21 protein-coding genes are annotated in these 23723 nt (G+C 53.0%); 10 read left to right on the top strand and 11 right to left on the bottom strand.

What is annotated here, in order from left to right; genetic code table 11:
- Nucleotides 1-35: 35 nt before the first annotated feature.
- The 3 genes from gsiB to gsiD all read left to right on the top strand — a co-directional run bounded on the left by gsiB (nt 36) and on the right by gsiD (nt 3550).
- On the top strand, nt 36-1592 hold the full coding sequence (gsiB, locus tag HGO41_RS02930; RefSeq protein WP_112198003.1) for a glutathione ABC transporter substrate-binding protein GsiB: 1557 nt from the start codon (nt 36-38) through the stop codon (nt 1590-1592).
- Nucleotides 1593-1700: 108 nt separating this feature from the next.
- Complete coding sequence (gene gsiC, locus HGO41_RS02925; protein ID WP_015689564.1) at nt 1701-2621, top strand: glutathione ABC transporter permease GsiC; 921 nt, start codon at nt 1701-1703, stop codon at nt 2619-2621.
- 8 nt (nt 2622-2629) lie between these two features.
- On the top strand, nt 2630-3550 hold the full coding sequence (gene gsiD, locus HGO41_RS02920) for a glutathione ABC transporter permease GsiD (RefSeq protein WP_013574736.1): 921 nt from the start codon (nt 2630-2632) through the stop codon (nt 3548-3550).
- Between the two features lie 63 nt (nt 3551-3613).
- Here gsiD and fghA read toward each other — a convergent pair whose 3' ends face one another.
- Genes fghA through ptrR form a run of 3 tightly spaced genes read right to left on the bottom strand, consistent with a single transcriptional unit; the run spans nt 3614 to nt 6580 of the window.
- Nucleotides 3614-4471 (bottom strand): S-formylglutathione hydrolase, encoded by an 858-nt coding sequence (gene fghA, locus HGO41_RS02915; protein WP_250980745.1) that lies wholly within the window; start codon nt 4469-4471, stop codon nt 3614-3616.
- Nucleotides 4472-4482: 11 nt separating this feature from the next.
- Nucleotides 4483-5607: an S-(hydroxymethyl)glutathione dehydrogenase/class III alcohol dehydrogenase gene (locus tag HGO41_RS02910; protein ID WP_013574738.1), complete on the bottom strand. Its 1125-nt coding sequence runs from the start codon at nt 5605-5607 to the stop codon at nt 4483-4485.
- Nucleotides 5608-5650: 43 nt separating this feature from the next.
- Complete coding sequence (ptrR, locus tag HGO41_RS02905) at nt 5651-6580, bottom strand: putrescine utilization regulator PtrR (protein ID WP_013574739.1); 930 nt, start codon at nt 6578-6580, stop codon at nt 5651-5653.
- Nucleotides 6581-6778: 198 nt separating this feature from the next.
- On the opposite strand from ptrR, the gene HGO41_RS02900 reads away from it, so the two are divergent.
- The 7 genes from HGO41_RS02900 to mglC all read left to right on the top strand — a co-directional run bounded on the left by HGO41_RS02900 (nt 6779) and on the right by mglC (nt 15366).
- The gene (locus tag HGO41_RS02900) at nt 6779-7906 is read left to right on the top strand and encodes a YbfB/YjiJ family MFS transporter (RefSeq protein WP_013574740.1); all 1128 of its coding nucleotides are present in this window, start codon (nt 6779-6781) and stop codon (nt 7904-7906) included.
- Between the two features lie 125 nt (nt 7907-8031).
- A complete protein-coding gene (folE, locus tag HGO41_RS02895) occupies nt 8032-8697 on the top strand; it encodes a GTP cyclohydrolase I FolE (RefSeq protein WP_013574741.1) in 666 nt (221 codons plus the stop codon).
- 175 nt (nt 8698-8872) lie between these two features.
- Nucleotides 8873-10027, top strand: a complete 1155-nt coding sequence (gene yeiB / locus HGO41_RS02890; RefSeq protein WP_013574742.1) for a DUF418 domain-containing protein YeiB — start codon at nt 8873-8875, stop codon at nt 10025-10027.
- A gap of 270 nt (nt 10028-10297) precedes the next feature.
- Nucleotides 10298-11329 (top strand): HTH-type transcriptional regulator GalS, encoded by a 1032-nt coding sequence (galS, locus tag HGO41_RS02885; RefSeq protein ID WP_250980744.1) that lies wholly within the window; start codon nt 10298-10300, stop codon nt 11327-11329.
- A 250-nt stretch (nt 11330-11579) separates the two neighbouring features.
- Entirely contained in the window at nt 11580-12578 is a 999-nt protein-coding gene (gene mglB, locus HGO41_RS02880) for a galactose/glucose ABC transporter substrate-binding protein MglB (RefSeq protein ID WP_013574745.1), read from the top strand.
- Nucleotides 12579-12804: 226 nt separating this feature from the next.
- The gene (gene mglA, locus HGO41_RS02875) at nt 12805-14337 is read left to right on the top strand and encodes a galactose/methyl galactoside ABC transporter ATP-binding protein MglA (protein ID WP_112151158.1); all 1533 of its coding nucleotides are present in this window, start codon (nt 12805-12807) and stop codon (nt 14335-14337) included.
- Between the two features lie 18 nt (nt 14338-14355).
- Nucleotides 14356-15366, top strand: coding sequence for a galactose/methyl galactoside ABC transporter permease MglC (gene mglC / locus HGO41_RS02870; RefSeq protein ID WP_013574747.1), 1011 nt, complete (start codon nt 14356-14358; stop codon nt 15364-15366).
- A gap of 243 nt (nt 15367-15609) precedes the next feature.
- Here the strand turns inward: mglC and sanA are convergent, their stop codons facing one another.
- From sanA to artP, 8 genes are all read right to left on the bottom strand, one after another.
- The gene (gene sanA, locus HGO41_RS02865; protein WP_250980743.1) at nt 15610-16533 is read right to left on the bottom strand and encodes an outer membrane permeability protein SanA; all 924 of its coding nucleotides are present in this window, start codon (nt 16531-16533) and stop codon (nt 15610-15612) included.
- Nucleotides 16534-16759: 226 nt separating this feature from the next.
- The gene (locus HGO41_RS02860; protein ID WP_013574749.1) at nt 16760-18457 is read right to left on the bottom strand and encodes an NAD-dependent malic enzyme; all 1698 of its coding nucleotides are present in this window, start codon (nt 18455-18457) and stop codon (nt 16760-16762) included.
- Nucleotides 18458-18615: 158 nt separating this feature from the next.
- Nucleotides 18616-19500 (bottom strand): cytidine deaminase, encoded by an 885-nt coding sequence (cdd, locus tag HGO41_RS02855; RefSeq protein ID WP_015689569.1) that lies wholly within the window; start codon nt 19498-19500, stop codon nt 18616-18618.
- 173 nt (nt 19501-19673) lie between these two features.
- Nucleotides 19674-20408 carry an arginine ABC transporter substrate-binding protein gene (locus tag HGO41_RS02850; RefSeq protein ID WP_013574751.1) on the bottom strand — a complete coding sequence of 245 codons (735 nt, stop codon included), beginning with the start codon at nt 20406-20408 and terminating at the stop codon, nt 19674-19676.
- Nucleotides 20409-20635: 227 nt separating this feature from the next.
- Nucleotides 20636-21304, bottom strand: a complete 669-nt coding sequence (gene artM / locus HGO41_RS02845) for an arginine ABC transporter permease ArtM (RefSeq protein ID WP_112151156.1) — start codon at nt 21302-21304, stop codon at nt 20636-20638.
- Entirely contained in the window at nt 21304-22020 is a 717-nt protein-coding gene (gene artQ / locus HGO41_RS02840; protein WP_013574753.1) for an arginine ABC transporter permease ArtQ, read from the bottom strand. The genes artM and artQ overlap by 1 nt, the downstream gene beginning before the upstream one ends.
- A gap of 12 nt (nt 22021-22032) precedes the next feature.
- Nucleotides 22033-22764, bottom strand: coding sequence for an arginine ABC transporter substrate-binding protein (artJ, locus tag HGO41_RS02835; RefSeq protein WP_013574754.1), 732 nt, complete (start codon nt 22762-22764; stop codon nt 22033-22035).
- 47 nt (nt 22765-22811) lie between these two features.
- Nucleotides 22812-23540: an arginine ABC transporter ATP-binding protein ArtP gene (gene artP, locus HGO41_RS02830; protein ID WP_015689572.1), complete on the bottom strand. Its 729-nt coding sequence runs from the start codon at nt 23538-23540 to the stop codon at nt 22812-22814.
- Between the last annotated feature and the right edge of the window lie 183 nt (nt 23541-23723).

Genomic DNA, 23723 nt, shown 5'->3' with positions numbered 1-23723 from the left:
TAAGACAAACGGGTAAGACAGGAAAAGGAACTGACATGAATCAGCAGAAATCTAAAGGTAAGAACGTTGTCCGTCAGGCCGTGCTCGCTGCCGCTGTTTTCGGTTCGCTGGCGTCGGCTTCTGCATGGGCGGCAAAAGACGTGGTTATCGCCGTAGGTTCTAACTTCACCTCGCTTGATCCGTATGACGCTAACGACACCTTATCGCAGGCGGTCGCCAAATCTTTCTATCAGGGGCTGTTTGGCTTTGATAAAGATATGAAACTGGAAAACGTTCTGGCGGACAGCTATACCGTCAGTAAAGACGGTCTGGTTTACACCATCAAACTGCATCCGGGCATCAAATTCCAGGACGGTACTGACTTCAATGCGGCGGCGGTGAAGGTCAACTTTGATCGTGCCAGTAACCCGGACAGTCACCTCAAGCGTTATAACCTGTTTAAAAATATCGCCAGCACTGAAGCCGTTGATGACACCACGGTGAAAATCACGCTGAAAGCGCCGTTCTCCGCCTTTATCAACATTCTGGCGCACCCGTCTGCGGTGATTATTTCCCCGGCGGCGCTGACCAAATACGGCAAAGACATCGGTTTCCATCCGGTCGGTACCGGCCCGTATACGCTTGAACAATGGAACCAGACTGACTTTGTGAAAGTGAAGAAGTTCGACGGTTACTGGAAAAAAGGTGAGCCGAAACTCGATACCATTACCTGGCGTCCGGTGGCTGATAACAACACCCGGGCAGCCATGCTGCAAACCGGCGAAGCGGATCTGGCGTTCCCGGTGCCTTACGAACAGGCAGCCTTATTGGAGAAAAATGCCAAACTGGATCTGGTGACGGCGCCATCGATTCTGCATCGCTACATCAGTTTCAATGTCACGCAAAAACCGTTCGATAATGTGAAAGTGCGTGAGGCGATTAACTACGCGATTAACAAGCAGGCGCTGATCAAAGTGGCGTTTGCCGGTTATGCTGTGCCGTCTGAAGGGCCATTGCCGCAGGGCATCGAATACGCCGCGAAATTTAAACCGTGGCCGTATGATCCGGCAAAAGCCAAAGCATTGCTGAAAGAAGCCGGTTACCCGGATGGTTTCACCACTACGCTGTGGTCCTCACACAACAACAGTACCGCGCAAAAAGTGTTGCAGTTCACCCAGCAACAACTGGCACAGGTCGGTATCAAGGTGACGGTTACCGCCATGGACGCCGCACAGCGTGCTGCGCAGGTTGAGAATGTGGGGCAGAAAGAGGCGGGCATCCGCATGTTCTACACCGGCTGGTCGGCGTCTACCGGTGAAGCAGACTGGGCGTTGTCTCCGCTGTTCTCCACACAGGCCGCGCCACCGAAGCAGTTCAATACCGCGTTCTACAGCAATGCGCAGGTGGATAAAGATTTGACCGATGCGCTGAAAACGACTGACAAAGCTGAGAAAGCTAAACTGTACGCTGATGCCCAGAAGCAAATCTGGAGCGATGCGCCGTGGGCGTTCCTGGTCACTGAACGTCTGGTTTCAGCCAAAAACAAACGTCTGACCGGCTTCTATGTGATGCCCGATACGGCGTTCAGTTTTGATGATGCAGATGTGAAATAACAGGCGGTGAGGCTTTCAGGGCGCGTGGCGCACAGCGTGCGTGCCCTGAACTCGTGTGTTCCGGGTCCGGAACATGGATGTCTACCGTGAAATCACAGACAGCGAATCATGCTTAATTATTTTTTAAAACGATTACTCGGACTGATCCCGACACTGCTGATTGTGGCCGTGCTGGTGTTTTTATTTGTGCATCTGCTGCCGGGCGATCCGGCGCGGCTGATGGCCGGGCAGGATGCCGATGCCAGCGTAGTGGCGCTGGTGCGTCAGGATTTGGGGCTGGATAAACCGCTTTATCAGCAATTCTTCACTTTCTTTGGCAATGCGCTGACCGGTGATTTCGGCCACTCAATGGTCTCAAAACGCCCGGTCATTGATGAAATCAGTTCGCGCTTTATGCCGACCTTTTGGCTGACGCTGACCAGCATGGTGTGGTCGGTGATTTTCGGGCTGGTGATTGGCGTGGTATCCGCCGTGTGGCGTAACCGCTGGCCGGACAGACTGGGCATGGCGCTCGCCGTTTCCGGTATTTCCTTCCCGGCCTTCGCGCTGGGCATGCTGCTGATGCAAATCTTTTCTGTTGAACTGGGCTGGTTGCCGACGGTGGGCGCTGACAGCTGGCAGCACTATATTCTCCCTTCTGTCACACTCGGTGCAGCGGTGGCGGCGATCATGGCCCGCTTTACCCGCGCCTCTTTTGTCGAAGTGATGCAGGAAGATTATATGCGTACTGCGCGTGCCAAAGGCGTGCACGAAGCGGTGGTCGTGGTCAAACATGGCCTGCGTAACGCGATGATCCCCGTCGTGACTATGATGGGACTGCAATTTGGCTTCCTGCTCGGCGGTTCGATTGTCGTGGAGAAAGTGTTCAACTGGCCGGGGTTAGGGCGGTTGCTGGTCGATTCGGTTGAGATGCGCGATTATCCGGTGATTCAGGCAGAAGTGCTGTTGTTCTCGCTGGAATTTATCCTCATCAATCTGCTGGTGGACATGCTGTACGCCGTCATCAACCCTTCCATCCGATACAAGTGAGTAAGCGCATGAAAAACTGGCGGCGAAATGCCGTACTCGCGGGTTTACCGGTAATCACGCCGGGAACTGTGCAACCACAGGCGGGAAGGACACCGTGGAAAGCGTTCTGGCGTCGTTTTCGACGGCAGCACATTGCGATGATTGCGGGAGTTTTTATCCTGCTGCTGATTGCTGCGGCCATTCTTGCGCCGTGGCTGGTGCCCTTTGACCCGGAAAATTATTTTGATTACGACCGTCTGAACGAAGGCCCGTCGCTGATCCACTGGCTGGGTGTGGATTCGCTGGGGCGTGATATTTTCAGCCGTATTCTGATGGGTGCGCGGATTTCACTGACGGCTGGTGTCCTTTCTGTGGTGCTCGGCGCGGCAATCGGCACGGTATTCGGCTTGCTGGCGGGATATTACGAAGGCTGGTGGGATCGCATTACTATGCGCGTCTGTGACGTCCTGTTTGCTTTCCCCGGTATTTTGCTGGCGATTGCCGTCGTGGCGGTGATGGGCAATGGCATGTCGAACGTGATTATTGCCGTGGCGATTTTCAGCATTCCTGCCTTTGCGCGACTGGTGCGCGGCAACACGCTGGTACTCAAACAGCAAACCTATATTGAATCGGCGCGCAGCATCGGTGCATCTGACGCCACGATTTTATTCCGCCACATCCTGCCGGGCACGTTGTCATCGATAGTGGTGTATTTCACCATGCGTATCGGTACCTCGATCATCACCGCCGCCAGTCTGTCGTTCCTGGGCATGGGCGCACAGCCGCCAACGCCGGAGTGGGGAGCGATGCTCAACGAAGCCCGCGCCGACATGGTGATGGCACCGCACGTCGCCATATTCCCGAGCCTGGCAATCTTTCTGACCGTACTGGCGTTTAATTTGCTGGGGGATGGATTACGGGATGCGTTGGATCCGAAATTGAAGAATTGAGATTTTTGCTCCTCCCCCTTCGCAGGGGAGGAGTAAATTGCTTCTATTTTTAGGAACCTGCACTCATGCCTTCGAGTGCAAAAACTCCGCATGGAATTTCAGGTGATCTTCCACAAATGACGCAATCGTAAAGTAACTGTGATCGTACCCCGGCTGAACCCGCAGTTGTAACGGCCAGCCGCGTTGTCGGGCGATCTCCGCCAGTTTTGCCGGTTGTAGCTGATCCGCCAGGAACTGATCGCTATCGCCCTGATCGACTAAAATCGGGAACGGTTTTTGATCCGCTGGCAATGAACTCAGCAGGTGGCAACTGTCGTATTGTATCCACTGACTTTCGTCATCCCCCAGATACGCGCTGAACGCTTTACGTCCCCACGGCACCTGAGCCGGATTCACGATGGGCGCAAACGCTGACACCGAACAGAAACGCTGCGGATTACGCAGCGCCAGCATCAGCGCACCGTGGCCGCCCATTGAGTGGCCGAAAATCGACTGACGTTCGCTGACCTTGAAATGGTCGCTGATCAGCGCAGGCAGTTCATCAAGCAGGTAATCGTACATCCGGTAATGCGCTGCCCATGGCGCCTGCGTGGCATTCAGGTAAAAACCGGCGCCCTGACCGAGATCGTAACCGTCGTCGTTGGCGACACCTTCACCGCGCGGGCTGGTATCCGGCATCACCAGAATCACACCGAGTTCTGCCGCGACGCGCTGCGCCCCGGCTTTGATCGTGAAGTTTTCATCATTACAGGTCAGGCCCGACAGCCAGTACAGCACCGGCGGCGGCGCGTCGTGTTGCGCCGGAGGCAGATAAATGCTGAACGTCATGCTGCAATTCAGGCTCTCAGAGGTATGGCGGTAGCGCTGCTGCCAGCCGCCAAACATCCGGTGTTCTTCGAGTAGTTCAATCGAGCTGCTCATTGACACATTCCTTACTTATTAAAATGAATAACCGTACGGATAGATTTCCCTTCGTGCATCAGGTCAAAGGCTTGGTTGATTTCTTCCAGCGGCAGGGTGTGGGTAATGAAATCGTTCAGGGCGAATTCGCCGTCCAGATAACGTTGCACAAGGCCCGGCAACTGGCTGCGACCTTTCACACCGCCGAAAGCAGAACCACGCCATACGCGGCCTGTCACCAACTGGAAGGGGCGGGTGGAGATTTCTTCGCCTGCACCGGCCACGCCGATGATGACAGATTCGCCCCAGCCTTTGTGGCAGCATTCCAGTGCGGAACGCATCACATTGACGTTACCGATACATTCGAAGGAGAAGTCCACGCCGCCGTCGGTCATTTCGACGATAACGTCCTGAATCGGCTTGTCGAAATCTTTCGGGTTGATCAGATCAGTTGCGCCGAGTTTACGCGCCAGATCGAATTTGCTGGTGTTCAGATCGATACCGATGATGCGGCCTGCGCCAGCCATCACCGCGCCGATAATCGCAGAAAGACCAATCCCGCCGAGACCGAAGATCGCCACGGTGTCGCCTTTTTTCACTTTAGCGGTGTTGATGACCGCGCCCATCCCGGTGGTCACGCCACAACCGAGCAGACACACTTCTTCCAGCGGCGCTTCTTTATTGATTTTCGCCAGGGAGATTTCAGGCACCACAGTGTATTCGGAGAAGGTCGAAGTGCCCATGTAATGGAAAATCGGCTTGCCGTCTTTAAAGAAACGGGTGGTGCCGTCCGGCATCAGGCCTTTGCCTTGTGTGGTGCGGATCGCCTGACACAGGTTGGTCTTGCCGGATTTACAGAACTTACACTCGCCACATTCCGGTGTGTACAGCGGGATCACGTGGTCGCCCACGGCCACGCTGGTGACACCTTCGCCGACGGCTTCGACGACACCGCCGCCTTCATGGCCGAGGATCGCCGGGAAAACGCCTTCCGGATCTTTGCCGGACAGCGTGTAAGCATCAGTATGACAAACACCGGTGGCGACAATACGCACCAGCACTTCGCCTTTTTGCGGCGGCATCAAATCCACTTCTTCGATGGACAGAGGTTGATTCGGGCCCCAGGCGACGGCCGCACGTGTTTTGATCATTTGCATTTTTTAGCTCCAGTCAGGTGTTTTTACTTATTCGGATTTTAAGTTAATAAGTCGGATGCAACGCCGGATCGTGTTCTGCGGCGAGCGGATGTTTCAGTAACGGGATCACCCCGTCATTCTGTTCGATGATCAGTTCTTTCAGCGCCCGGACATTCGGACTGAACGCATCCCGGCGCCAGATAAGCCAGGTGGCGGTATCGGCGAATTCATCCGGCATTTCGTGAATTTCTACCCGCTCGTGGCCGGGCAACTGTTCCAGCACAGAACGCGGGATCATGGCGATACCCGCACCGCTGGCGACACAGGCCATCATGGAATGATAGGACTGAATCTCCAGGGTGTTAGCGACCGGCACATTCATGTGTTTGATCCAGCCCTGTAAACGCTGGCGGTAGGAACAACTGGGGCGGAATGCAAAAACGGTGTGGCCGCTGCGACCCGCAGGCACTTCCAGCGGCGACTCGCCCGGCGGAGTAATCACCACCATGCGCTCGCGAAAAGAAATACAGCCATTGATATCGTCAAAATCGATCGGGCCATCAACCAGGGCTGCGGCGAGACGTCCGGCACGCACGCTGTCGATGATTTCTCCGGAAGTCGCCGTCACCAGCGACAGCGCCACTTGCGGAAACTTCTGATGATAAGCGGCGAGCAAAGAAGGCAGGCGTGTTGCCGCCGTGCTTTCCATCGACCCCAGCGCGAAATTCCCGGCCGGTTCACCGGCATGCATGATGCTCATCGCTTCGTCGCTCAGCGCCAGAATGCGCTCGGCGTAGTTGAGGAAGTTATGGCCCATGGCGGACAGGCGGATGCGTTGCTTCTCGCGGATAAACAGATCGGTGCCCAGTTCGAGTTCGAGCTGGCGCAGGCGGGTGGTCAGGTTCGACGGGACACGATGCAGTTGCTCTGCCGCACGCGCCAGCGAACCGGTTTCCGCTACGCAGCAAAACATCCGTAACTGAGTGAGATCCATGATGGGTTCCTGTGTTCTCTAATCGTAAACAAGTTGGTTTGTATTATTCAGTTTCCGTGATTGTACTCATAAGGCATCATAGCGACAACTTCCAATTAACTTTCTTTTAAGAAATCTGCTGTTTTCGGCGACAGGTTTGAGTATGTTTACTCACTGTTTCTAATATGTTGCATTGCGGTTTCTTTTGACGGAGCAGTTATGGCTTTTCGTATTGCGCTAAGTGGTTTTCTGGCTTTTGTCGTCGCGATGGGTATCGGGCGTTTTGCCTTTACGCCGCAGGTTCCTTTAATGATAGCTGAACATCAGTTCAGCCTGACCGGCGCGGGGCTGGTCGCCGCGTTCAACTATCTCGGTTATCTGTGTGGTGCGTTTGATGGCATGCGTGCCAGCAAACATCTTGAACGCCGTTTGTGGCTGGGCGTGTGGGGCGGCGTGATCCTGACATTGCTGTCGGCGGTAATTTCCGGCGAAGTGCTGCACAGTATTGTGCGCTTCCTGATCGGCTGGACCAGCGGCTGGGCGATGGTCATGGTATCAGCGTGGTGTAACGAACGGCTGGCGCATTATGGCCGTCCGGCAATGAGTGCCGCGGTGTTTGCCGGGCCGGGCGCGGGGATTTTCCTCAGCGGCATGCTAGCGGTGGGTATTCACAGTTTGCAGCTCACCTCAGCGCAGGCCTGGTGTGTTTACGGCGTGCTGGCGCTGATTTTCGTGGCAATTATCACGCCGAATCTGCCGCGCAAAGGCGACCTGCACCGTTCGCACATGGCGACTGAGCCGCTGGTGATGACGCCTGCGCTGAAACGTCTGGTGTGGAGTTACAGTCTGGCGGGCTTTGGCTATATCCTGCCCGCGACGTTTTTATCTCAGATGGCGAGTGCACGTTTTCCTGACAGTCTGTTCGCGCAGTTTGTCTGGCCGGTGTTTGGCGGCGCTGCGGTTATCGGCATCATCATCGGTATTCTTACCCGCCATTGTCTGACTACGCATACCCGCCTGGCGCTGACACTATGGATTCAGGGGCTGGGGATTTTGTGCGCGGAAGTGGTGCCGGGCGTCAGTGGTCTGGTGCTTGGCGCGCTACTGACCGGCGGCGGTTTCCTCAGCGTGGTGCAATTGGCCTTACAATACAGCCGCGAGCTTGCACCCAATCACAGCCGTTATATGGCCGGATTGCTGACGACCGGTTACGCTGTTGGCCAGTTATTCGGACCGGTTCTGTCGGCGATTTCTACCGCGCTGACCCATCGTCTGGAGCCTGCGCTGTATGTCGCGCTGGCCGGTTTTATTATTGCCGGGGCGCTGGTCTTCCGGCATAAACGATAAGTTGCAGCTATTTCATCCATCATGAAGCACATTCACTGGATTCTGAACCGGCTCTCCACTACAGTAAGCCACCTCATTTTAGCGTGATCTGCGTCAAAGTGATTACATCTGCCGGAGAAGAAAGAATGCCAATCCTGAGTAAAGAAGCCATTTTGGTTCACGAGGCCCTGTTAGCCCGTGGTCTGGAAACCCCTCTGCGTGAAGCTTTGCCGATCGACAATGAAACGCGCAAGCAGCGGATCCAGGAACATATGACCGGCATCATGCAGCTTCTCAATCTGGATCTTTCCGATGACAGTCTGGCGGAAACGCCGCACCGCATCGCCAAGATGTATGTGGATGAAATTTTCTCCGGACTTGATTACGCCAACTTCCCGAAAATCACCGTCATCGAAAATAAGATGAAAGTGGATGAAATGGTCACCGTGCGCGATATCACCCTGACCAGCACCTGCGAACACCATTTCGTGACCATCGACGGCAAAGCGACCGTGGCGTATATCCCGAAAGACACCGTAATCGGCCTGTCGAAAATCAACCGCATCGTGCAGTTCTTCTCACAGCGCCCGCAGGTTCAGGAGCGTCTGACCCAGCAGATACTGGTTGCCCTGCAAACTCTGCTCGGCACCACCAATGTCGCGGTTTCCATTGATGCGGTGCATTACTGCGTGAAAGCGCGTGGTGTGCGTGACGCGACCAGCGCAACGACGACGACTTCGCTCGGTGGTCTTTTCAAATCCAGCCAGAATACGCGACAAGAATTTTTAAGAACCGTCCGCCATCCGTCGTAACTAAAGCCGCAGCGGTGTTCGCTGCGTTCGGAGACCCGAATCACTGACATCAGTCAGCTCATCGGGCTCTTCTCGCTGGCTGCCATGCTGCAACTTCATTTACTTGGATGGTAGCCACCCTGATTTTCTTCCCTTATTCTTAAATATCTCAATAATCTTCAAAAGGAATGTCAGGGTGCGCTCACGTATTGCCACGCTCGACTTTGCCCGTGGTCTCGCCATTTTTGGCATTCTTCTGCTCAATATCAGCGCCTTCGGTTTACCGAAAGCCGCTTACCTGAATCCGGCATTTGCCGGAACGCCTTCAGCTTCTGATACCTGGACCTGGGCGGTGCTCGACGCGCTGGCGCAAGGCAAATTCCTGATGATGTTCGCCATGCTGTTCGGCGGCGGTCTGTTTTTATTGCTGCCGCGCGGCAAACACTGGATCCAGGCCCGGCTGTCGATTTTATTACTGTGCGGTTTTCTTCATGCCACCCTGATGTGGGACGGTGATATTTTGCTGTCATACGGGCTGATTGGTCTGGTGTGCTGGAGGATGGTGCGGGAAGGGCGCAGCAGTCAGTCGCTGATTTCAACGGGCATCATTTTGTATCTGATCGGTGTGGCCGTGCTGGCGATGCTGGGATTTATTACCTCGCCAAAGCCCGGTAGTTTCTGGCTTCCGGGACCGGCGGAAATTCAGTATGAACAATACTGGCGGCTGAAAGGGGGTTGGGAAGCTATCCGCAACCGGCTCGATTTACTGTCATCCAGTTTGCTGGCGATTGGCGCGCAATACGGCTGGGAACTGGCGGGCGCCATGCTGATTGGCTCCGGCCTGATGCGCAGCGGATGGCTCAAAGGTGCGTTTCGCGTCTCGCATTACCGCAAGGTCGCCGCCGTACTGTTACCGCTTTCATTGCTGATTCAGATCCCGGCGATTTATCTGCAATACCGCACCGGCTGGGACTACCGCTGGAGCGGTTTTCTGTTGCAGGTGCCGCGTGAAATTGGCTCGCTGATGCAGGCGGTGAGCTATCTGGCGCTGTGTTACGGCTTCTGGCCGCTGATTTCCCGCTGGCGCGTCACGCACTGGATTTCGCAGACTGGCCGCATGGCACTGACCAATTACCTGTTACAGACGCTCATCTGCATCACCTTCTTCAATGTTTTCGGCTTCTATCAGCACTTCGACCGCCTGCAACTGGTCGCACTGGTGCCGCTGGTCTGGGCGTGCAATGTGCTGGTGACATTGCTGTGGCTGCGTCATTTCCGCCAGGGGCCGGTGGAGTGGCTCTGGCGTCAACTGACGGCGAAAGCAGCGGGTGAAGAACTAAAAGCTGCCTGAACCTGACGTTGATATATCATCCTAAATGATGGATTTGGGATGAAGGTTGCATATTTGTATGTAAACGTTTTCTTTCCTGTGACGAGATTCACGCAGGCGTTTTCGCAAAATGTTTAGGATAGCGGTCGTGCCTCTCCGATGACCACTACACTAAAAAAGGAAACGCCATGCGCACTTCACCTCGCTTCTCTTTGTCTGGTTTCTTTACCTCCTGGGTCAAAAATTTCCGTATTCCTCCGTACCATTCCCTGACTGATCACGGAGCGACGCATGGTCACAATTCGTGATGTCGCCCGGCTGGCGGGGGTTTCTGTCGCCACCGTGTCACGTGTTCTGAACAATCCGTCTATTGCCAGCAAAGAAGCGCGCGAGCAGGTGTTACAGGCCGTCGCCACGCTGGGATACCGGCCCAATGCCAATGCGCAGGCACTGGCGACGCAAAGCAGCGATACCATCGGCGTGGTGGTGATGGATGTTTCAGACCCGTTCTTTGGCGCGCTGGTGAAAGCCGTTGATACCGTCGCGCAGCAGCATCAGAAATACGTCCTGATAGGCAACAGCTATCATATTGCTGAAAAAGAAAGGTACGCCATTGAAGTCCTGATTCGTCAGCGCTGTAACGCACTCATTGTGCATTCCAAGGCGCTGGGGGATGACGAGCTTTCGCGATTTATGGATCAGGTGTCGGGCATGGTGCTGATTAACCGTGTCATTCCGGGCTACGAGCACCGCTGTGTCTGGCTTAACAACGTCAGTGGCGCGGAAATGGCAACCCGCCTGTTGCTGTCTCAGGGGCACCAGCGCATTGGTTATATCGGTTCAAGTCATGGCATCGAAGATGATTTACAGCGTTATCAGGGTTACTCACAGGCAATGATGCAGGCAAATCAGAGCGGTGACGCGCCCCCTGCCGCATGGCGGGCGCAAAGTTCGCCGGATTTGCAGGGTGGAGAAGCGGCAATGGTGGAACTGCTCGGGCGTAATCTGCACCTCAGCGCGGTGTTCACCTACAACGATTCGATGGCTGCGGGGGCGATGGCCGTGTTGAAAGAAAACGGAATTAACATTCCCGATGACTTTTCGCTGATCGGTTTTGATGACATTCCGATTGCCCGCTATACCAGCCCGAAAATGACCACCGTGCGTTATCCGATCGTTTCCATGGCGACGCTTGCCACTGAACTGGCTTTAAAAGGTGCGGCAGAACAGTTAGCTACGGGCGTTTCGCATTGCTTCATGCCTACGCTGGTCAGACGCCACTCGGTAGCTCCCTGGCAAAATGTGGCACCCGTCACTTATTGATCAAATAACGCGATGTAACCGTTTTCAATCTGTGAGAACTTTCACAGTTTATTAACATCGGGCGCATTATGATTCATTCGTTTTCAATATGATTCAATTTGGGTCCGGTTTGCCGGACTTGTTTCACAGCGAGTCAGGACGTTATAAGTCAAGGATGGCAGGCACCCACAATCGTGACGTGGAGCTGTACTGCTCCCGCAGGGATTTCCGGTGCCAAATTCTGTAACACCCTACATAACCGGAGATACAAATGAATAAGAAGGTCTTCACCCTGGCGACTCTGGCTGCAAGCATGATGTTTGGTTTTGCCGCACATGCTGCTGATACTAAAATCGGTGTCACCATCTACAAATATGACGACAACTTCATGTCCGAAGTTCGTAAAGCCATTGAGAAAGATGCGAAAGCCACTCCAGATGTGCAACTGCTGATGAATGACTCGCAAAACAGCCAGTCTACCCAGAACGACCAGGTTGACGTTATGCTGGCGAAGGGTGTTAAAGCGTTGGCCATTAACCTGGTTGACCCGGCTGCTGCCCCGGTCATCATTGAAAAAGCCCGCGGTGCTGGCATTCCTGTCGTTTTCTATAACAAAGAACCTTCCCGTAAAGATTTAGACAGCTACGACAAAGCCTATTATGTCGGGACTGATTCTAAAGAATCCGGCGTGATCCAGGGTGAGCTGATTGCTAAACACTGGAAAGCTAACCCGGCCTGGGATCTGAACAAAGACGGCGTGATCCAATACGTGCTGATCAAAGGCGAGCCGGGCCATCCGGACGCTGAAGCGCGTACTAAGTACGTCATCAGCACCCTGAATGGCAAAGAAGGCCTGAAAACTCAACAACTGCAGCTTGATACCGCCATGTGGGATACCGCACAGGCGAAAGACAAGATGGATGCGTGGTTATCCGGTCCTAACGCTAACAAAATCGAAGTGGTTATCGCCAACAACGATGCGATGGCAATGGGTGCTGTAGAAGCGCTGAAATCCCATAACAAAACCAGCATTCCGGTATTTGGTGTGGATGCCCTGTCAGAAGCGCTGGCACTGGTGAAATCTGGCGCAATGGCCGGTACCGTGTTGAACGATGCAAACAACCAGGCGAAAGCCACGTTTGATCTGGCGAGAAATCTGGCTGACGGTAAACCAGCGGCCGAAGGGACTAACTGGAAAATCGAAAACAAAGTCGTGCGTATTCCTTATGTCGCCGTGGATAAAGACAATCTGTCTTCCTTCGTGAAATAAGAATGCAACGGCAGCAGTAACGACAGACAGCAATAAAAAACAAAGCTAAGCAGTGGCAAAAATAATTGCGGTTAAGCCGTAAATAAAGACTAAGTATGATTAGACGTTAATGCTTATCTGACAGGACGTCATGTCGCTCTGCGTGTGGTGCGTATACCGGCCATACGCAGGGCTGACATCAGGTATTAATACACCCGTTTATTTTTATCTTTAGCCAGGTATAACTATGGCCGATAATACGTTATCTGACACAACATCAAAACCGGACGAATTCCTTCTGGAAATGAGTGGTATCAATAAATCATTTCCTGGCGTCAGGGCGTTAGATAATGTGAATTTAAAAGTGCGTCCTCATTCTATTCACGCCCTGATGGGTGAAAATGGCGCAGGTAAATCCACATTATTAAAATGCCTTTTCGGGATATACAGCAAAGATTCCGGTACCATTCTTTTTCAGGGACAGGAAGTTAATTTTAAAAGTTCGAAAGAAGCGCTGGAACAAGGCGTGTCGATGGTCCATCAGGAATTAAACCTGGTGTTGCAACGTACGGTCATGGACAACATGTGGCTGGGACGTTATCCGACCAAAGGACTATTTGTCGATCAGGACAAAATGTACAAAGACACCAAGGCGATTTTCGACGAACTGGATATTGATATCGACCCGCGCGACAAGGTCGGTAAGTTGTCCGTTTCGCAGATGCAGATGATCGAAATCGCTAAGGCGTTTTCCTACAATGCAAAAATCGTCATTATGGACGAACCGACGTCCTCGCTGACGGAAAAGGAAGTGAACCATCTGTTCACCATCATCCGTAAGCTGAAAGATCGTGGCTGCGGCATTGTGTATATCTCGCATAAGATGGAAGAAATCTTCCAGCTGTGCGATGAGATAACCATTCTGCGCGACGGTCAGTGGATTATTACTCAGCCGCTGGAAGGCCTGGACATGGATAAAATCATTTCCATGATGGTCGGCCGCTCACTGAGCCAGCGTTTCCCTGACCGCCAGAACGTACCGGGTGAAGTTATCCTCGAAGTCCGTAATCTGACCTCGCTGCGCCAGCCTTCCATTCGTGATATTTCCTTTGATTTACACAAAGGGGAAATCCTCGGAATTGCCGGTTTAGTCGGTGCAAAACGTACAGATATCGTCGAGACGTTATTTGGTATCCGCGAGAAAGTCGCCGGAACCATTAAATTACACGGCAAAAAAATTAATAATCACAGTGCCAATGAAGCCATTAACCATGGTTTTGCACTGGTGACGGAAGAACGTCGTTCCACCGGTATTTATGCATATCTGGACATCGGCTTTAACTCGCTGATTTCTAATATTCGTCAATATAAAAATAAAGCCGGTTTACTCGACACTGCCCGGATGAAAAGCGATACCCAATGGGTTATCGATTCCATGCGGGTGAAAACGCCGGGACATAAAACCAGCATTGGTTCATTGTCGGGCGGTAATCAGCAAAAAGTTATTATCGGGCGCTGGTTATTAACCAACCCTGAGATATTAATGCTGGACGAACCGACGCGCGGCATTGATGTTGGCGCTAAGTTTGAAATTTACCAGTTAATCACCGAGTTGGCGAAAAAAGAGAAGGGGATCATTATTATCTCCTCTGAAATGCCGGAGTTGCTGGGTATTACTGACAGAATATTGGTTATGAGTAATGGACAGGTTGCGGGTATTGTTGAAACTAAAAATACCTCGCAGAACGAAATATTACGCCTGGCTTCCTTGCATCTCTAATTTTTAAGGGTTCTTATTATGAAAGCATTAAATAAGAAAAGTGTGCTCACTTATTTAAAAGAGGGCGGGATTTATGTGGTCCTGCTGGTCTTACTGGCCATTATTATCATCCAGGATCCGAGCTTCCTCAGTCTCGTCAACTTAAGTAACATTCTGACTCAGTCATCCGTGCGCGTTATTATCGCACTGGGCGTGGCAGGGCTTATCGTCACCCAGGGTACTGACCTGTCAGCCGGGCGTCAGGTCGGGTTAGCAGCGGTTGTTGCGGCCACCATGTTGCAGGCGATGGACAACGTCAACAAAGTATTCCCGAATCTGGAAGTGGTGCCCATTCCGCTGGTTATTCTGACCGTGTGTATTGTTGGTGCATTAATTGGTTTGCTGAACGGTATTATTATCGCTTACCTGAACGTAACGCCGTTTATTACCACGCTGGGCACGATGATTATCGTCTACGGGATTAACTCCCTGTATTACGATTATGTTGGTTCTTCACCGGTCGCAGGCTTTGACCCGGGCTTCTCCCAGTTTGCACAAGGCTTTATCCATTTAGGTGGTCTGAAGCTTTCCTACATTACGTTCTACGCGCTGATTGCGATCGCCTTTGTCTGGGTGTTGTGGAACAAAACCCGCTTCGGTAAAAACATCTTTGCTATCGGTGGTAACCCTGAAGCCGCGAAAGTTTCCGGCGTTAACGTCCCGTTAAACCTGATTATGATTTATGCATTGTCTGGTGTGTTCTACGCGTTCGGCGGTTTGCTCGAAGCGGGGCGTATCGGCAGTGCGACCAACAACCTCGGCTTTATGTATGAACTCGATGCCATCGCAGCCTGTGTGGTCGGCGGCGTGTCATTCGCCGGTGGTGTGGGTTCTGTGGCAGGGGTGGTGACAGGGGTGCTGATTTTCACCGTCATCAACTACGGCCTGACCTACATCGGCGTGAACCCTTACTGGCAGTACATTATCAAGGGCAGCATCATCATCTTCGCGGTGGCGCTGGATTCCCTGAAGTACGCCAAGAAGAAGTAATCCATCGGAAAGACAAATAAAAGGCCGCTTATGCGGCCTTTTTGCTGTATTAAATTCGGGGCTCGATCAACTCCCTCCCCTGCGAAGGGGAGGGAGTGGTCTTTGCTCCTCCCCCTGCGAAGGGGGAGGTTGGGAGGGGGTTTTAAAGGCTAACTCTTTGTCAAAGCTCACTTTAAATCTTGCTTTTGACCTTAATACCCCACCCCAACCCTCCCCTTCGCAGGGGAGGGAGCGGTCCGGCGATCACTGCTGGAAAGGATTTCTGCCCACCGGTTTCGGTGGTTCAGGTTGCGGTGCCGGTGCGGCATCCTCGGTTTCATCCTGAGCGGCGTCATTGGCTTCCTGCTCCGCTTTGACTCTGGCTGCTTCGTCTGCGGCCACTTTTTCCGCAGCAGCTTTATCCGCTGCTGCCTTATCTGCCGCGGCTTTGGCGATAGCGGCTTTCTTCTCGGCTTCAAGTTGCTGTTGTAATGCCAGCAGTTGTTCCGGTGTTACCGCCGGGTAGCCCTGGGCATCGTCCGGAATGGTGTGTACCGCAGGAATAGGGATTAGCGGGCCAAGGAAGCGGGGTTCGCGTTTAAGCAGATACAAATCCGTCAGCGCGCCGAGGCGGGCGAAGATCTCGCGGCTGCGCACGCTGAGCATATTTTTTGGCGATGGTACGGCGAAACATTGTGCCTGAATGCCCATGTGCAGCGCGATAAACAGCGCGCGTTCGCAGTGGAAACGCTGGGTGATAATGATGAAATCGTTAGTGTCGAAGACTTTGCGGGTACGCACGATGGAGTCGAGCGTACGGAATCCGGCGTAGTCGAGCACGATATCGCTGGCGGGAATACCGGCGGCAATCAGGTCGCGGCGCATGGTGCTCGGCTCGTTATAACTTTGCTGTGCATTGTCACCGCTCAGCAGCAGATATTTTACCTTGCCGCTGTTGTAGGCATTAATCGCGCCCTGAATCCGGTACAGGTAATACTGATTAATGACGCCGGTGCGGTAATACTTCGCTGTTCCGAGCACCACGCCGACCTGACGGTGCGGCAGGGTTTGTACTTCGTCATAAATGTAGGGCTGGGTACGTAAGCTTATCCACTGATCAAGCCCAATAGCGACAGCCAGCATCAGAATAATGATGCCGAAAACGCCAGCTATAAGTCGCTTAATCATAGGTATCCCTGTTATGACCGGATGGAAATCGGATCCAAGGCTACTTTACCTGTTCGGGGTTCGCAATACGTTGGACTCTGCATCCACAGGCTTCGCAGCTTTTTTCAGCACTTTTCAGTGAATTACTTCTTAATCTGCGCGACGTACTGCAATTTGGACGAAAAAAAAGACCAATGCATAAGGCATTGGTCTGGATCATAGCCGGACTTCTTTTACTACCGTCGGATCAGAAAGACGTGCGCTTATAACTTCGGTACTGCGGTGCCCAGAAGTTATGCTCAATGGCTTTCGACAGAGAATCTTCTGACGTTACCATCGCCACGCCCTGCAACTGCGCGGCCTTACCGACGGCCATCGCGATGCATTTAGACACGCCCTGAATATCGTCAACGTCCGGCAGCAGCGAGCCTGTGCCTTCTGTGGCCAGCGGCGAACACTCTGCCAGTGTTCTGCTGGCGGCCATCAGCATACCGTCGGTAACGCGGGTGGCGCCCGAGGCAATCACACCCAGCCCGATCCCCGGGAAGATGAAGGAGTTGTTGCACTGTGCGATAGGGTAGAGCTTGCCTTTGTGGCTCACCGGTGCAAACGGGCTGCCGGTGGCGACCAGCGCGGCGCCGTCGGTCCAGTTCAGGATATCGGCAGGTGTGGCTTCCACGCGGGACGTCGGATTGCTCAGGGGCATCACCACCGGACGTGCGCAGTGTTTGTGCATTTCGCGGATGATTTCTTCGGTGAACAGCCCCGGCTGGCCGGAAACGCCGATCAGCACGGTTGGCCTGGCGTTACGCACCACATCCAGCAGGGAAACGCTGTCGCTTTCCATGCCCCAGCTGGCCAGTGCGCTGCTTTTCTGCACCAGTTTGCTCTGGAAATCCAGCAGGTTAGGCAGTTTATCGGTGAGCAAACCAAAGCGGTCGACCATAAAGACTTTGGCGCGGGCTTCTTCTTCGCTCAGACCTTCAGATTTCATCTGCGCAACGATTTGTTCTGCGATACCACAACCGGCAGAACCCGCACCGAGGAAGGCGACTGTCTGATCGCTCAGTTTGCCCCCGGCGGCTTTACTGGCGGCAATCAGGCTACCCAGCGCCACGGACGCTGTGCCCTGAATATCGTCGTTAAAGCAGCACAGTTCATCACGGTAGCGTTCGAGGATCGGCATGGCATTCTTCTGTGCGAAATCTTCAAACTGCAGCAGCACGTTTGGCCAGCGGATTTTTACGGCCTGAATGAACTGATCAACAAACGCTTCATATTCTTCACCCGTAATGCGCGGATGACGCCAGCCCATGTACAGCGGGTCGTTGAGTAACTGCGGATTGTTGGTACCGGCGTCCAGAACCACCGGCAAGGTATACGCCGGGCTGATGCCGCCACAGGCGGTATACAGGGAAAGCTTACCGATCGGAATGCCCATGCCGCCGATGCCCTGGTCGCCCAGACCGAGAATGCGTTCGCCGTCAGTCACCACCACCACTTTTACGTGTTGTTTGGTGGCGTTTTGCAGCATGTCATCGATGTGGGCGCGGTTCGGATAAGAGATGAACAGGCCACGGGCGCGGCGGTAGATATCTGAAAAGTGTTCGCAGGCCTCGCCGACGGTCGGGGTATAAATCACCGGCATCATTTCGCTGAGATGGTTGTCCAGCAGACGGTAGAACAGCGTCTCATTGGTGTCCTGAATGTTTCTCAAATAGATGTGTTTATCGATGTCGGTTTTGAAATTCTGAAACTGGCGGTAGGCACGGTCAGCCTGTTCTTCGATGGTTTCCACCGCTTCCGGCAGTAAACCGTGAAGGTTAAAGTTGCTGCGCTCTTCTTCAGTAAAAGCGCTGCCTTTATTCAGTAACGGAAACTCTAACAGGATCGGGCCAGCGTGGGGAATGTACAGGGGGCGTTTACTTTCGTATTCAAGTTCCATCGTTTTACTCTTCCGGTTTTCAGAATGTTGTTTTTTATATTTCGGAGCGGTGAGGGTAACAGAGAGGAAATAAGGATTTCAAATGACAAATGTAATGACAATGTTATGTAACTAAAGACTCCGGAAACAGAGTCTTTAGTGTTAACCGGCTCACACTATCAGCAGGTCAGCGTGGTGATATCTTTGCAGCCCAGTGCTTTTAACGTGGCACGCGTGGCATCGTTTTGCGTGATCAACGCATCTTTTTGCTCGACCAGTACTGCACGGCGAACTTTCAGGCAATCTTCACCTGACATATTCAGCAGGATTAACGCGGCCTGCAAAGGAGGCAGGCTCGGATTGAATGCGGCGTTTTCGGCGTAACGGCCACCGAACTGTTTGCCGTTATGGGTTTCCAGCGCCACACCACTGTGCGACTTACTGTAAGGCGCATGACTTTGATTGCAGGCATCCAGTGCCATGAGTGCCAGGGAGTCGGTGCTTTCCAGTGTGTAACCGTGATTCACTTGGTCCATCAGCAGGGTGGTGATGTCCAGATCCTTCGGGCCGAAGGAGTGCGGCAGATAATCGCCAAGTGTTGCTACATCACGATCGGGCAGATGGATATCCAGCGCTGTGCCGCTGGTCAGCTCATTCATAAACTGACGACAATGCCCGCAAGGGGTGTAATTCACGGTGATGGAGGCCAGACGGGTTTCACCACGCAGCCAGGCGTGCGTGACTGCGGATTGCTCAGCGTGAACCGTTTGTTGCATCGGCGCACCGGCGAATTCCATGTTGGCACCGAAATACAAATTGCCTGAAATTCCGCGTGCAACCGCACCGACATTGAAATGAGAGATAGGCGTAACGGAACAGGCTGCGGCCAGAGGCAGCAGGGCAAATGCCAGCGCGTCATCGTCCAGTCCGGTCGCCTGTTTTATCTGCGCAACATCAGCCGCAGTGAGCATTGCCGGGAAGTCATCATGACGCAAAAACGGCTCAAGCGCGGAGGATAAATTTTCAGGGAGTGCCGCAAAGGCGGTGTGAAAACGTGCGTGCATAAACATTCGATCTCGCAGTGATTACGGTTGAACAGTGTAAAAGTCATTCCATGAATGTAGTGTGATGAATGTCACTTTTTCGATGTAATAAGTTCTGGCAGATTACATTTTTGAGGGATGTTACGCAGAACAGCCGCCTTTTCAGACGGCTGTTAAAAAAGGATGACGGGGAATCAGTGAGCCGGGAACCACTTGTCATTGATCTTTTTAAATTCGCCGTTAGCTTTGATCCCTTCCAGCGCTGTGTTCAGCTTCGCCAGCAGTTCCTTATTATCAGGACGCACCGCCATGCCGACGCCGGTACCAAAGTATTGCGGATCTTTAATCAGCTCGCCGACTTCACCCAGATTCGGGTTGGATTTCAGCCAGCCGTTCAGCACGGCGGTGTCGCCTAACAGCCCGTCCAGACGGCCACTTTTCAGATCCAGAATCGCATTCTGATAGCTGTCGTAACCGACGGTAGTGATTTCAGGATGCTTTTCCATCAGGTATTTCTGGTGCGTGGTGCCATTTTCCAGGCCAACACGCTTACCTTTCAGGTCCGCAATAGAAGCAAACTTGCCTTTCGGCCCGATAATCATCGCCGTGTTAGCGTAGTAAGGCTGGGTGAACGTCACCTGTTTACTGCGCTCTTCCGTGATATCCATACCGGAAATAATCACATCGAAACGACGGAATTTCAGTGCCGGGATCAGACCATCAAACGGCTGATTGGTGAAGGTACAGGTTTCCTGCATTTGCTTACACAGCGCGTTCGCCAGGTCGATATCAAAACCAATAATCTGGTTGTCAGCGCCGATAGATTCAAACGGCGGATACGTGGCGGATGTGCCGAAACGAATGGTGTCCGCAGCGGTGGCAGTGAAAACCGTGGCAGACAAGAGGGCGGCGAGGATCAGCTTTTTCATGCAATACATTCCTGTTCAAAAAATGACATTCCCTTCATGGTACAGTTTACTGATTTTATTAATTTAATCGGGTAACTGGCAGGAAGTGAAACCTGAGAACAAAGTGCCACTAAATGAATTTATATGCAATAAATTTGATTAAAAAATTATAAATTGAAACAGGGGGATGTTTTTTCCGGCACAAAAAAAGGGACGATTTCTCGTCCCTTCAGATTCTTCTCTGGCTATCAGTTACGGCGTTCAAATGCCAGTGCACGACGCTCAATCAGGCGCATCATCAGGGTCAGCAACCCGTTCACGCACAGATAAACCACACCGGCCGCACCAAATACCATCACGTCATACGTACGACCGTACATCAGCTGGCTGTGACCCATCACATCCATCAGCGTAATGGTGTAGGCCAGCGAGGTACTTTTAAACACCAGCACCACTTCGTTGGAATACGATGACAGCGCGCGTTTAAAGGCGTACGGCAACAGAATGCGCAAGGTTTGCGGCTTCGACATGCCAAGTGCTTCGCACGACTGCCACTGGCCGGACGGAATAGCGCGTACCGCACCGGTAAACAACTGTGTGGTATATGCCGCGCTGTTCAGCGCCAATGCAAACATCGCGCAAAGCCACGGCTGCGACAGGACTTCCCATAACCACGGAATTTCGCGGATCGACGGAAACTGGCCCGGTCCGTAGTAAATCAGGAAGATTTGCACCAGCAACGGTGTGCCGGTAAACAGCGTGATGTAACCTTTAACGATCTGGCTGGCAACCGGCACTTTCAGCGTCAGAACGACGGTGAAAATCATCGCCAGTAACAGTGCAACAATCAGTGCCGCCACGGTCAGTGTCAGGCTGGTGTGCAATCCTTTCAGGACTTCAGGTAAATATTCCCACATCAGGATGCACTCCGTTCAAAGCGTGTGGTACGCAGTTCGATACGTTTAATCACGAACTGGCTGAACAGGGTAACAAGCAGATAGATACACGCCGCAATCACATACCAGGTAAATGGCTCCTGCGTACGGGTCGCAATGCTTTTGGTTTGCAGCATCAGGTCGTTCACGCTGATAAGGGATACCAGTGCGGTATCTTTCAGCAGCACCAGCCACTGATTACTCAGTCCCGGCAACGCATGACGCCACATCTGCGGCATGATCAGGCGGAAGAAAATCGCCGACTTTTTCATGCCCAACACCTGACCGGACTCCCATTGTCCTTGTGGCACGGCTTTCAGTGCGCCGCGCAATGTCTGCGATGCATAAGCCGAATACAGCAGGGAAAGGGCGATCACACCACACACAAACGGGCTGACTTCGAAGTTCTCAATCGGCAACTTGATCGGGATGGCGAACAGGCCGAGGTTGATGCTGAAGCCATCGGCCAGCACCATCAGCAGTTGTGAGGAACCAAAATAGATGAACAGTACCACCAGGATTTCCGGCAGACCGCGCAGCACGGTAACCCACGCGGTGCCCAGCCAGCTAAGCGGCTTCCACGGCGCGGATTCCCAGACTGCGAAAATCATCGCCAGCACCAGGCCGAGGATCAGCGCACAAACGGCAAGGCCGACGGTCATCCCGGCGGCGCTTGCTAAAGGTTGGAATTCAGTCATTGATAGGCAAACTTATTGCTGGAACCATTTTGAATACAGTGTTTTGTAAGTGCCGTCTGCTTTCACTTTTGCCAGAGCATCATTCAGTTTAGTCAGCAATTCGGTATTGTTCTGACGAACCGCAACACCCAGGCCGGTACCGAAGTAAGTCGGGTCAGTGATTTTGTCACCCACAGCGGCCAGATTTTTGTTCTGTTTCAGCCATTCATTCACCACGGCGGTGTCACCGAATACGGCATCCAGACGACCGTTTTTCAGGTCCAGTACGGCATTCTGATAGCTGTCGTAAGGTACGGCGGTGATTTCAGGGTGCTTATCCATCAGGTATTTCTGATGAGTCGTGCCGTTTTGCATACCGACTCGTTTGCCTTTCAGCGCAGCAACGTCAGTGAACTGACCAGAATGGGCGATGAAAATAGCAGAGTTATCGTAGTACGGGTTGGTGAATGCCACTTGTTTCTGACGTTCAGGCGTGATGTCCATACCGGAAATCACCGCGTCAAAACGGCGGAATTTCAGGCTCGGGATCAGGCTGTCGAACGCCTGATTGGTGAACGTACAGGTTGCCTGCATCTCTTTACACATGGCGTTCGCCAGATCGACGTCAAAGCCCTGGATCTGATTGCTGGAGTCTACAAACTCAAACGGAGGATAAGACGCTTCCATCGCGAAACGGATGGTATCAGCAGCGCTGGCAGACAAACTGACGGTAGCCAGAACCGCGGCAATTACTAATTTTTTCATCGCAAACTCCGTAGAAACATCAATCAATGTATTGATAGAAATACAGTTTAGTGGGAAAGGTAGCTGGCAAACTCTTTGGTTTGCGGCTGTGCGAAAACGGAGGCATCGCCTTGCTCGACAATGCGGCCATTTTCCATGTACACCACGCGGCTGGCGGTCTTACGCGCAACTTCAACTTCGTGGGTCACGATAACCTGAGTAATGCCGGTGCCGGCCAGTTCGCGAATAATGCTGACGATCTGGGCGGTGATTTCCGGGTCAAGCGCGGCGGTAGGTTCATCAAACAGCAGAACCTGAGGCTCCATCATCAGCGCACGGGCAATCGCCACACGCTGTTGCTGGCCACCGGAAAGATGCAACGGAAAACGATCGGCGTAATCGGTCAGACGCAGACGGGTCAGCAATTTCTGGGCACGCGCGAGCGCAACGTCTTTGGTCAGCCCCAGCACTCGCATAGGCGCTTCCAGTAAGTTGTCGAGCACCGTGCGGTGCGGCCACAGATTGTATTGCTGGAAAACCATGCCGACGTTCTGACGCAATTCGCGAACGGCTTTTTCATCCGGTTTGCGGGTGAAATCGAAGGTATTACCGGCGATCTGCAAAGTGCCTGAACGCGGCATTTCCAGCAGGTTCAGAACACGTAACAGGGAGCTTTTGCCTGCACCACTTGGGCCGAGTAAAACCAGAGTTTCACCGGCAGGGCAGTCGAGCTGAATGTCAAAAAGCGCCTGATGCACGCCGTAGAAGCAGTTGATGCTATTAAGTTGAATACTCATGCGCAAATAGTGAATAGCCATTGATGCCGCAGATGGTAACTTCCGCAGCATAGTTATGCAACGATCGCGGCTTAAAAATTATGTGTTACCGCAGGAATGCCAAAGTGTAGCACATCATATTGTTAAACCGCTGTGACGGGGATGTTGGTCAATGACGATATTCATCACTGACCCACATTATGC

This window comes from Rahnella sp. CG8, assembly GCF_023701875.1.
Classification (GTDB): Bacteria; Pseudomonadota; Gammaproteobacteria; order Enterobacterales; family Enterobacteriaceae; genus Rahnella; species Rahnella aceris.
Note: the sequence above shows the minus strand (reverse complement) of the source record. Positions and strands in the feature narration are given on the sequence as shown.

Bases quoted from the DNA above. Each gene is read 5' to 3' on its own strand.
- gsiB (WP_112198003.1), top strand. From the start codon at position 36: ATGAATCAGCAGAAATCTAAAGGTAAGAACGTTGTCCGTCAGGCCGTG.
- gsiC (WP_015689564.1), top strand. From the start codon at position 1,701: ATGCTTAATTATTTTTTAAAACGATTACTCGGACTGATCCCGACACTG.
- gsiD (WP_013574736.1), top strand. From the start codon at position 2,630: ATGAAAAACTGGCGGCGAAATGCCGTACTCGCGGGTTTACCGGTAATC.
- fghA (WP_250980745.1), bottom strand. From the start codon at position 4,471: ATGAGCAGCTCGATTGAACTACTCGAAGAACACCGGATGTTTGGCGGC.
- HGO41_RS02910 (WP_013574738.1), bottom strand. From the start codon at position 5,607: ATGCAAATGATCAAAACACGTGCGGCCGTCGCCTGGGGCCCGAATCAA.
- ptrR (WP_013574739.1), bottom strand. From the start codon at position 6,580: ATGGATCTCACTCAGTTACGGATGTTTTGCTGCGTAGCGGAAACCGGT.
- HGO41_RS02900 (WP_013574740.1), top strand. From the start codon at position 6,779: ATGGCTTTTCGTATTGCGCTAAGTGGTTTTCTGGCTTTTGTCGTCGCG.
- folE (WP_013574741.1), top strand. From the start codon at position 8,032: ATGCCAATCCTGAGTAAAGAAGCCATTTTGGTTCACGAGGCCCTGTTA.
- galS (WP_250980744.1), top strand. From the start codon at position 10,298: ATGGTCACAATTCGTGATGTCGCCCGGCTGGCGGGGGTTTCTGTCGCC.
- mglB (WP_013574745.1), top strand. From the start codon at position 11,580: ATGAATAAGAAGGTCTTCACCCTGGCGACTCTGGCTGCAAGCATGATG.
- mglA (WP_112151158.1), top strand. From the start codon at position 12,805: ATGGCCGATAATACGTTATCTGACACAACATCAAAACCGGACGAATTC.
- mglC (WP_013574747.1), top strand. From the start codon at position 14,356: ATGAAAGCATTAAATAAGAAAAGTGTGCTCACTTATTTAAAAGAGGGC.
- sanA (WP_250980743.1), bottom strand. From the start codon at position 16,533: ATGATTAAGCGACTTATAGCTGGCGTTTTCGGCATCATTATTCTGATG.
- HGO41_RS02860 (WP_013574749.1), bottom strand. From the start codon at position 18,457: ATGGAACTTGAATACGAAAGTAAACGCCCCCTGTACATTCCCCACGCT.
- cdd (WP_015689569.1), bottom strand. From the start codon at position 19,500: ATGCACGCACGTTTTCACACCGCCTTTGCGGCACTCCCTGAAAATTTA.
- HGO41_RS02850 (WP_013574751.1), bottom strand. From the start codon at position 20,408: ATGAAAAAGCTGATCCTCGCCGCCCTCTTGTCTGCCACGGTTTTCACT.
- artM (WP_112151156.1), bottom strand. From the start codon at position 21,304: ATGTGGGAATATTTACCTGAAGTCCTGAAAGGATTGCACACCAGCCTG.
- artQ (WP_013574753.1), bottom strand. From the start codon at position 22,020: ATGACTGAATTCCAACCTTTAGCAAGCGCCGCCGGGATGACCGTCGGC.
- artJ (WP_013574754.1), bottom strand. From the start codon at position 22,764: ATGAAAAAATTAGTAATTGCCGCGGTTCTGGCTACCGTCAGTTTGTCT.
- artP (WP_015689572.1), bottom strand. From the start codon at position 23,540: ATGAGTATTCAACTTAATAGCATCAACTGCTTCTACGGCGTGCATCAG.